Below are 7832 nucleotides of genomic sequence, written 5' to 3' on the forward strand. Positions count from 1 at the left end.
AAAGATGAATGACTTACCGAATAAAAATGTTATATAACTTTTGAAATAAGTTATACTATTCACATATTTACAATTTTTTTGAACCAACTACTTGATCATATATTCCTTATCGCTATTTCCCTTAACTACTAAAAAACATCCAACTACTATTATAATTACTCCAACAATTGGCGCCCATTCTACAGGATGATTTTGCTCTTTGTTAATTTGTATCGGTCCCAAATCAACTATTTTTTCCGTAGTCACATAATTAAAACCCGTATAAATAGTCATTAGTATTCCAATGACCAACAAGGCTATTCCAATACTTTTTGTTTTCATTTTGTGCCCGTTTTTATGTCCTTAGACTCTTGTAGTTTTTCTAATTCTTCTTGTTTTTTGGATTCTTGCAGCAATACTTTTTCTAATTCTTCCTCTTTCTTATCCTCAGCTTTTTGCTGTTTGTTAAAATACCCTCGCAACAAAAAGTTATGTTTTGCAGCTTCCATAATTTCGTTCAGCTGTTTCGATCCTGTTTCCAAATTTACCATTGTAGAATCTACCTTTGCACCCAATCGTTCGTCGTTTACCACTTTTGAAAGCACGCCTTTTCCGTTGTTCATATTCCTACTAAACGTTGAAAATTCATTGGTGGTAACTTCGAGATTAGTTAGTGTTTTTTTCAAACTATTGGCAAACTCTTTATCACTTACTAATTGAGACAAAGCACCTTCTCCGTTGTTCATACTATACGTAAATTCAGTTAATTGAGTCGTTATTACCCCAGCATTATCGACACTAGTTTTTACACTTTTCATCAAATCTTCCATCTCCACTGGGGCTTTAGATCTAATAAAATCATTGTCTTTCACGGTTTCATTCGATGTTATTCCAGGGGAAATAGTCATCACTTTGTCACCCATCAATCCATCAGAACCAATACTTGCCATCGCATCTTTTTTGATGTATTTCTGAACGTCTTGTTCCATCAATAAAACGACGACAACAGTCGTATCGTTTATCAATTCGATTTCTTTAACGGTTCCGACATTTATACCTGAAAAACGAACGTTGTTGCCCACCTTTAAACCACTTACGGTTTTAAATTTTGATTTTAAATAGAAAGTGTCTCCAAATAAATTTTGCTGTTTGCCAACAAAATATATCGTGATGATGAAGAGTAGTATTCCAATGATTACAAACATTCCTAATTTCCAATTTGATCCAGTATCTTTATTCATAACTTATGATTTTTTATTATTTTTTGGTTTATATAAAAAACGAGTGTACCCATTCGTCATTACTCTTTTCTAATTCGTCATACGTGCCTTCTGCTTTAATTTGTCCTTCACTAAGAATTAAAATTCGGTTGCCCGTCGTTTTTGCGCAAGCCATATCGTGTGTAATGATAATCGAACTTGTTTTGTATTTTTTTTGAACTGACAGTATCAATTCGCTAATTTCTCGAGAGGTAATCGTGTCTAAACCCGAAGTAGGTTCGTCATACAAAATAATCTTGGGTTTGATGATTATCGCTCTTGCCAATGCGATTCTTTTTTTCATACCTCCAGATAATTCTGCAGGCATTTTATCTATGGCCTCGACTAAACCAACACTTTCCAGAGCTTCGCTAATGCGACTTTCAATGTCCGATTCTTCTAAATTTTGGCTGTGATGTTTCAAGGTAAATCTCAAATTTTGCCTTACTGACATCGAATCATACAAAGCACCATTTTGAAACATAAAACCAATACTCGTCCTGATTTCGTTGATCTGATCATTATTTAAACTGGTGATTTCTTGATCAAAAATTTTGATTTCCCCTTTATCAGCCCTGTCTAATCCCACCAGACATTTTATAGTTACCGATTTTCCAGAACCGGAACGTCCTAGAATTACTAAATTTTCTCCATTTTGAACTCTAAGGTTTATTCCTTTTAAAACTTCTTTATCGCCAAAAGATTTATACAAATTTGTAATGGCTATGATAGGTTTAGCTTCCATATCTTAGAAAAATAAATCAGTTAATTGTACCGCCATCATATCGATAATAAATACAGAAAGTGAGGCTGCAACCACTGCTTCGTTTGCTGCAATACCCACACTAGCGGTTCCGTTTGAAGCATTAAACCCTTTGTAAGAACCAATTAATCCTATAAAAAAACCAAAGAAAAAGGTTTTGATCACGGCAGGAAAAAAATCTAAAAATTCTAAATGTTCTAACACATCCGAAAAATAGCGAAACAAGGTCATACTTCCGTGAATGTTGTAGCCTACATAACCACCGTAAATACCAATAAAATCAGCATAAATCACTAAAATTGGCAGCATAAGTGTGGTCGCCAAAATTCGGGTAACAACTAAATATTTATAGGGATTGATGGCAGAAACTTCCATTGCATCAATTTGCTCGGTTACCTTCATCGAACCCAACTCGGCTCCAATTCCTGAAGCGATTTTTCCAGCACAAATTAAGGCGGTAACAACAGGTCCAATTTCTCTAATTAAAGACAACGAAACCATACTGGGCAACCAAGATTCGGCTCCAAATTTCAACAATGTGGGTCGTGATTGAATGGTCAACACCAATCCCATAATAAATCCTGTGATGCTTATTAACGGCAATGTTTTATATCCAACAGCAAAACATTGTCGGATAAACTCTCGGAATTGAAACGGAGGTTTGAGCATTTCTTTAAAAAAACGCAAGGCAAATTGGGTTACATTACCGGCATCATTAAAAACATTTTGTAAATATGGAGTCAAAATAGTACAGTTTTATATTACACTAAATAGTTTCAGTTTTCAATGGGTAAAGATGAGCGACTTAGCCGGAAAACCTGTTATATAATTTTGGCGATAAGTTATATTATTTACTGTTTTTATTCTTGAACGAGTTGTCTAAGTAATGATTAAAATTTAATGTCGTGTTTTAAAACTCTAAATTTCTTTGCCACAGATTTCACAGATTAGCACAGATTGATTCCTCAGAAAACTTGTAAAATCTTTTTTAATTTGGGAAAACAGTGGCAAAAACTTCTTTTACTTATTGCGTCAATATATTTTTCTTGCTACGTATAATCTACAAAAAAAAGCGACTGTCTATAAAAGACAGCCGCCAACCAAAAAAAACAATTTACGCAAATTGATTTTTATTTTAAGCTAAATACCGTCTCAAAATCCAAGCTATGGTTTCGTGTTGTTGCATAATTCCAGTGAGCAAATCGGCTGTTCCAGCATCGTGGTGTTCTTCTGTTGCTAAATCGATGTCTTTTCGCAATTCAGCCACTAGTGATTCGTGATCCGATAAAAGTTCTGTAAGCATCGTGTTCTGAACTGGGTATTGGTTTGGATGCTCCACAATTCGAGCTAGCAATACAAATTCGTTCATTGTTCCTATCGTTTTGCCACCTAATTTACCGATACGTTCGGCCACAGCATCAATAATAGCTTCTAATTCGGTGTACTGCGATTCAAATAATTTATGCAATTCCATAAAACTTTGTCCTGCTACATTCCAGTGAAATTTTCTTGTTTTGACATATAGTGTCATTTCATCTGCCAAAACAACTGAAAGCAATGCGTTCGCTTTTTGCAAATGATCTTCGGTAATCCCAATTTTTGGTATCATAATACTAGTGTTTATATTCTTGAATAAATTAAAAAACATCAAAGTCATTTGTTAGTACCAATAATTTTACATTATTGGTGAGTAGCTTCTTCTCTTGACCAAACGACATTGACTGTTTTTTTAAAGAAATTAACTTCCGTTATTTCTATATGTAAATTTCTAAAAACTGAGGATTAGATTGTTACATAACTTTGGATAAAACTTATATAATTCCTAGTTTTTTAGGTTCAATAATCGAAATTTTTACATTTGATTTCAATTTGCTTTTCCTAGGCATAATCATTTCATTCGTTTTTTGAGCTAGTTTCTCTTTCAAATGTTTTTCCATTGTAAGTCGTGCCATCAAATAACTTACCGTTGATTCGGCACCTTGGTTCAAATTGACATATTTATCTTCTAAACCATCATAACAACCACCAGTACACGGATTATAGATAATTTGATGTAAATGATTGTGTCCCAAAAACCAGTTGAAACCAATTTTCATTTTTCGCCAATACTTCTCATCTTCAAATGTGTTGTAAAATTTGCTCAGCGCCAAAATGGTGTATGCTACGTCAATGGGCTGTTCGCCACCTACTTTTTCGAGATTTAATTTCTCACCTATGTTGAGCCAACCTTTATTTGAAACTACCCTAATACTGTTGTTTCTGTAAATCTTTGACAATAAGAAATCGAAAGATTTTTTGGCAATATTCTTATAGGAGTTCTCACCTGTAGATAAGTAAGCACACAGCATCGCTTCAGGTAAAATGCTATTGGCATATGTAAGATAGCTTTCGAACCATTGCCAATCTTCCTTAGCTTCGTGTTTGAACATCTGTACCAATTTATCGGCAAGATGTTGTAGTAAAAGCACATTTTGAATCGATTTTTGTTTCAGATTACTATAATAAATCCCCTTAATGATGAAAGCGATAGATCGAGTAGAAGTAATTTTATGAACATTTTTTAATCCCAATTGCATTGCCACTACAGCATCTTCATATAATTTTGCTGGCAAAATTTCACCCAAAGAAATGAGGTATCCCAAAGCCCAGATGGTTCTTCCGTTTGCATCGTCGAGATTTTCGCTGTTTTGTTTGGTAAACTTTTTGTTACTATTGATATAGTTCAAGAAAGTCCCGTCGGCTTGATAACAGTGTCTTATAAAACTGAAATAACGATTGATATACTCTAAATCGGTTTTGTCGTTTGTTAATTCAAAATGCTGGCACATGGCGACCAAAGCTCTTGCATTGTCATCGATAGTATAACCCGAGTTTAAATCGGGCTGATTGATGATTGAAAACTGAATCATTCCAAACGGAGTTGTTAAATTTTTGAAATGATTGAGATTGATTTTGGGAATTCTATACTGCAAATTTATTGGATGAGCGACCTTTTTTTCTATTAAAAGCGCATGGGCAATTGCCGAATTTTCCCAAGCAGTTGGGGCTAATTTGTGAATGCCATTGGCAGTGATATTTTTGCGCAATTGATCATCTCCTAACAAATGAATTACTTCTTTTGCTAATTGTTCAGGATTTTCAAAATCGATAATAATCCCAACATCGTTTTTCAAAACTTCGACCGCGTGGGGAATTGGAGTAGAAATTATTGGACAACCACAACTAATAGCATAAGCAAACGTACCGCTCACGGCTTGATTTCTATCTTTGGACGTAAAAAGATAAATATCCGTAAGTTGCAGGTATTCCAATAGTTCGTCCAGCGGCAAATATTTATTGATGAATTTTACATTGTTTTGCAAATTCAAAGCAATAATTTTGTCTTCTAAGGAATTTCTATATTTTTCGCCTTCTCTTTTGAAAACTGTTGGATGTGTTTTACCGATAATTAGAAATAATACATCAGGTTGTTCCTTGACAATAGTTTGCAGCGCCTCTACAGACGTTTCGATGGATTTCCCGGAACTCAACAAACCAAAAGTAGATATGATTTTTTTGCCTGATAAATGGTATTTTTCTTTAAGGACTTCCTTGTTCAAATGTTCTACAAGATGCGTTCCGTGTGGGATTACGGCAATTTTATCTCGCAAAACAGCATAATCGTTTTGCAATATTTTTGAGGATGAATTGGTCATCACTATAAAATTATCAACTGCTGCATTGATGGCTTGGACTTGACTTTTAAGATTTTCGGAAGGACGTGGCAAAACAGTATGAAAAACTAAAATTATTGGTTTACGAATGGATTTTAAAAATGAAATGAAATCTCCTTCATTGCCACTAAACAAACCAAATTCATGCTGAACTAAAACCATTTCATTAGCCGAATTATTGTTGATTTTGAGCGCTAATGCTGCGTAAGAATTGGCATTATCGGTTTCTAAAACGGCATAAATAGCATCTGTATAAGTAGGATGTTCGTTTTCTGATTCTAATGCGGCAATTTTAATGTTAAATGATTTAGAGAATTTGTTATTTAAAGCAAAGATTAAATCTTGCGAATAGGTAGCTATGCCACATTCTCTGGGTGGATAAGTGGTAACAACTAAAATTTCAGGCAATTTGATTGCTGCTTTTTGAAAATTGATTCCAATATCAGAACTATTTTTAGGATAAATTTTTGTTGGCAATACTTGGATTGGGTTGACTATTATTTTATTTATCATTTGATTTTTTGTTTGACATTAATTCTTTTAGCAATTCAGAAACACTTACAGATGCACAAGCCACTCTTTCGTCGGCAGCACCGTAATAAATATATAAAGTATCATCAAAAATTGCAGCTCCAGTAGGGAAACACACGTTATTGACTTCGCCTTTTAGTTCCCAAGGTTCCTCAGGCTTAAACAATGCATAAGGCAAACGTGCTAGTTCGATTTGTGGATTATCTAAATCCAACAAAGCGGCACAAGCCGAATAAACATAGCCTTTTGTGGTCTCGTGAACCCCGTGATAAATAATAAGCCATCCCAAGTCAGTTTCAATGGGAGGACAACCACCGCCGATATAGCTTTTTTCGTGTTCGTATTTTGGCGAAAGCACTACAAAATCATTAAAATGAAGAAAATAATTTTTCCAAAAATCTTTTGTTAGCTCTTCTAATGATTCTATTTGCACTACAATTTGTATTTCAGGTCGAACGCGGTGAAAGAACCACAATTTGCCGTTGATTCGTCTTGGAAAGAAAATAACATTCTTGTCCCAAAGCAACATTTTCAATCCTTCTTTCTCAATAATATGATTGTGCTGATTGAAGCGATAATATTTTTCGTCCAATACAATATCAGTTTCCGCCAAACTATTAAATTCCTCGTACGTCATTTGAGGAACAATGATTCCTTTTTTATCAAAATGAATTAAATCGGTAGAAGTTGCCAAGGCTCCCAAAGCGTTTATGCCATCATAAGCCGTATAAGTAAGGTAAAACAAATCGTCAATTTCTACGATTCTTGGATCCTCAATACCGTGCTTTTCATACTCAAATTCTGGAGAAATCAAAGCAGTATTCATCCGCTGCTCTACTTCTAAGGGTCCCAATAATTTGCAATAGCCAATACTAGAATAATTCCCATAGGCAACCGCTCTATAAAACAGATGGACAAAAGCTCCCTCTCTAATAGCAGCAGGGTTTAACACGCCTTCATTCTCGAATGGGAGTGTTGTTTTGTCAATTATTATTCCGTGTTTTTTTACTTGTATCATAACTTTTTATTGAATTATTTAGATGCTAATAATGAATATTAAAGGTCGCTTTTAAAGACACTTAAAAAGTTATACTACTTTAGTAATTGATTATAATATTCACACATTATTTTGCCTAGTTCAAAGCAAAACTTGTAAAATTTTCAAAAAAAAAGAGGTTGCTGTTAACAGCAACCTCCAACCAAAAAACCAAAAAAAACTACTCCCCAAAAATAATTTCCGTCTTCTGATATTTTTAATACTTATGTAATTTTACACTATAAACGCTTATAAAATAGTCCAAAATATAAAGCTATTTGTCACTCCGTAGGAGTCACAATGCAGGAGAAACGGGTCGCTTTAGGTGCTTACACCATAAACTTGACAAACATTATCGTTAAATTGGATTAAAATATAATAATGTTTGATGTTAGCTAGCATATATTTATAAGCATTAATGTCCGATAAAAAATAAAAACGGCTATTTCTATTTTTTATCTTATTGTTATTCAGTTGTTTATTTTTTATACTCTGTCATTTTTAAAAACAAGGTGTCAAAAAAAAGATAATTGTTCTATTTCAGCTTTATC

The 7832-nt window shown here is 33.9% G+C and carries 7 protein-coding genes; all 7 read right to left on the reverse strand.

Annotation, left to right across the window (positions count from 1 at the left end; translation table 11 throughout):
• Positions 1 to 87 precede the first annotated feature (87 nt).
• The 7 genes from RMO83_RS14920 to RMO83_RS14950 all read right to left on the reverse strand — a co-directional run bounded on the left by RMO83_RS14920 (position 88) and on the right by RMO83_RS14950 (position 7263).
• Positions 88 to 321 (reverse strand): hypothetical protein, encoded by a 234-nt coding sequence (locus RMO83_RS14920; protein ID WP_310560491.1) that lies wholly within the window; start codon positions 319 to 321, stop codon positions 88 to 90.
• Complete coding sequence (locus tag RMO83_RS14925; protein ID WP_310560492.1) at positions 318 to 1220, reverse strand: MlaD family protein; 903 nt, start codon at positions 1218 to 1220, stop codon at positions 318 to 320. Before RMO83_RS14925 ends, RMO83_RS14920 begins: the two co-directional genes overlap by 4 nt.
• A 28-nt stretch (positions 1221 to 1248) precedes the next feature.
• Positions 1249 to 1983 (reverse strand): ATP-binding cassette domain-containing protein, encoded by a 735-nt coding sequence (locus RMO83_RS14930; RefSeq protein WP_310560493.1) that lies wholly within the window; start codon positions 1981 to 1983, stop codon positions 1249 to 1251.
• A 3-nt stretch (positions 1984 to 1986) separates the two neighbouring features.
• Complete coding sequence (locus RMO83_RS14935) at positions 1987 to 2745, reverse strand: ABC transporter permease (protein ID WP_310560494.1); 759 nt, start codon at positions 2743 to 2745, stop codon at positions 1987 to 1989.
• A gap of 391 nt (positions 2746 to 3136) precedes the next feature.
• Complete coding sequence (locus RMO83_RS14940; protein ID WP_310560495.1) at positions 3137 to 3610, reverse strand: DNA starvation/stationary phase protection protein; 474 nt, start codon at positions 3608 to 3610, stop codon at positions 3137 to 3139.
• 202 nt (positions 3611 to 3812) lie between these two features.
• The gene (locus RMO83_RS14945; RefSeq protein WP_310560496.1) at positions 3813 to 6227 is read right to left on the reverse strand and encodes a glycosyltransferase; all 2415 of its coding nucleotides are present in this window, start codon (positions 6225 to 6227) and stop codon (positions 3813 to 3815) included.
• Positions 6217 to 7263 carry a pesticidal protein Cry7Aa gene (locus tag RMO83_RS14950; protein WP_310560497.1) on the reverse strand — a complete coding sequence of 349 codons (1047 nt, stop codon included), beginning with the start codon at positions 7261 to 7263 and terminating at the stop codon, positions 6217 to 6219. The genes RMO83_RS14945 and RMO83_RS14950 overlap by 11 nt, the downstream gene beginning before the upstream one ends.
• Positions 7264 to 7832: the final 569 nt, after the last annotated feature.

It is taken from the genome of Flavobacterium sp. (genome assembly GCF_031423415.1).
In the GTDB taxonomy this organism is placed as follows: domain Bacteria; phylum Bacteroidota; class Bacteroidia; order Flavobacteriales; family Flavobacteriaceae; genus Flavobacterium.

Excerpts from the sequence above, each read along its gene's own strand:
- RMO83_RS14950 (WP_310560497.1), bottom strand. The coding sequence starts at position 7,263 with ATGATACAAGTAAAAAAACACGGAATAATAATTGACAAAACAACACTC.
- RMO83_RS14930 (WP_310560493.1), bottom strand. The coding sequence starts at position 1,983 with ATGGAAGCTAAACCTATCATAGCCATTACAAATTTGTATAAATCTTTT.
- RMO83_RS14920 (WP_310560491.1), bottom strand. The coding sequence starts at position 321 with ATGAAAACAAAAAGTATTGGAATAGCCTTGTTGGTCATTGGAATACTA.
- RMO83_RS14945 (WP_310560496.1), bottom strand. The coding sequence starts at position 6,227 with ATGATAAATAAAATAATAGTCAACCCAATCCAAGTATTGCCAACAAAA.
- RMO83_RS14940 (WP_310560495.1), bottom strand. The coding sequence starts at position 3,610 with ATGATACCAAAAATTGGGATTACCGAAGATCATTTGCAAAAAGCGAAC.
- RMO83_RS14925 (WP_310560492.1), bottom strand. The coding sequence starts at position 1,220 with ATGAATAAAGATACTGGATCAAATTGGAAATTAGGAATGTTTGTAATC.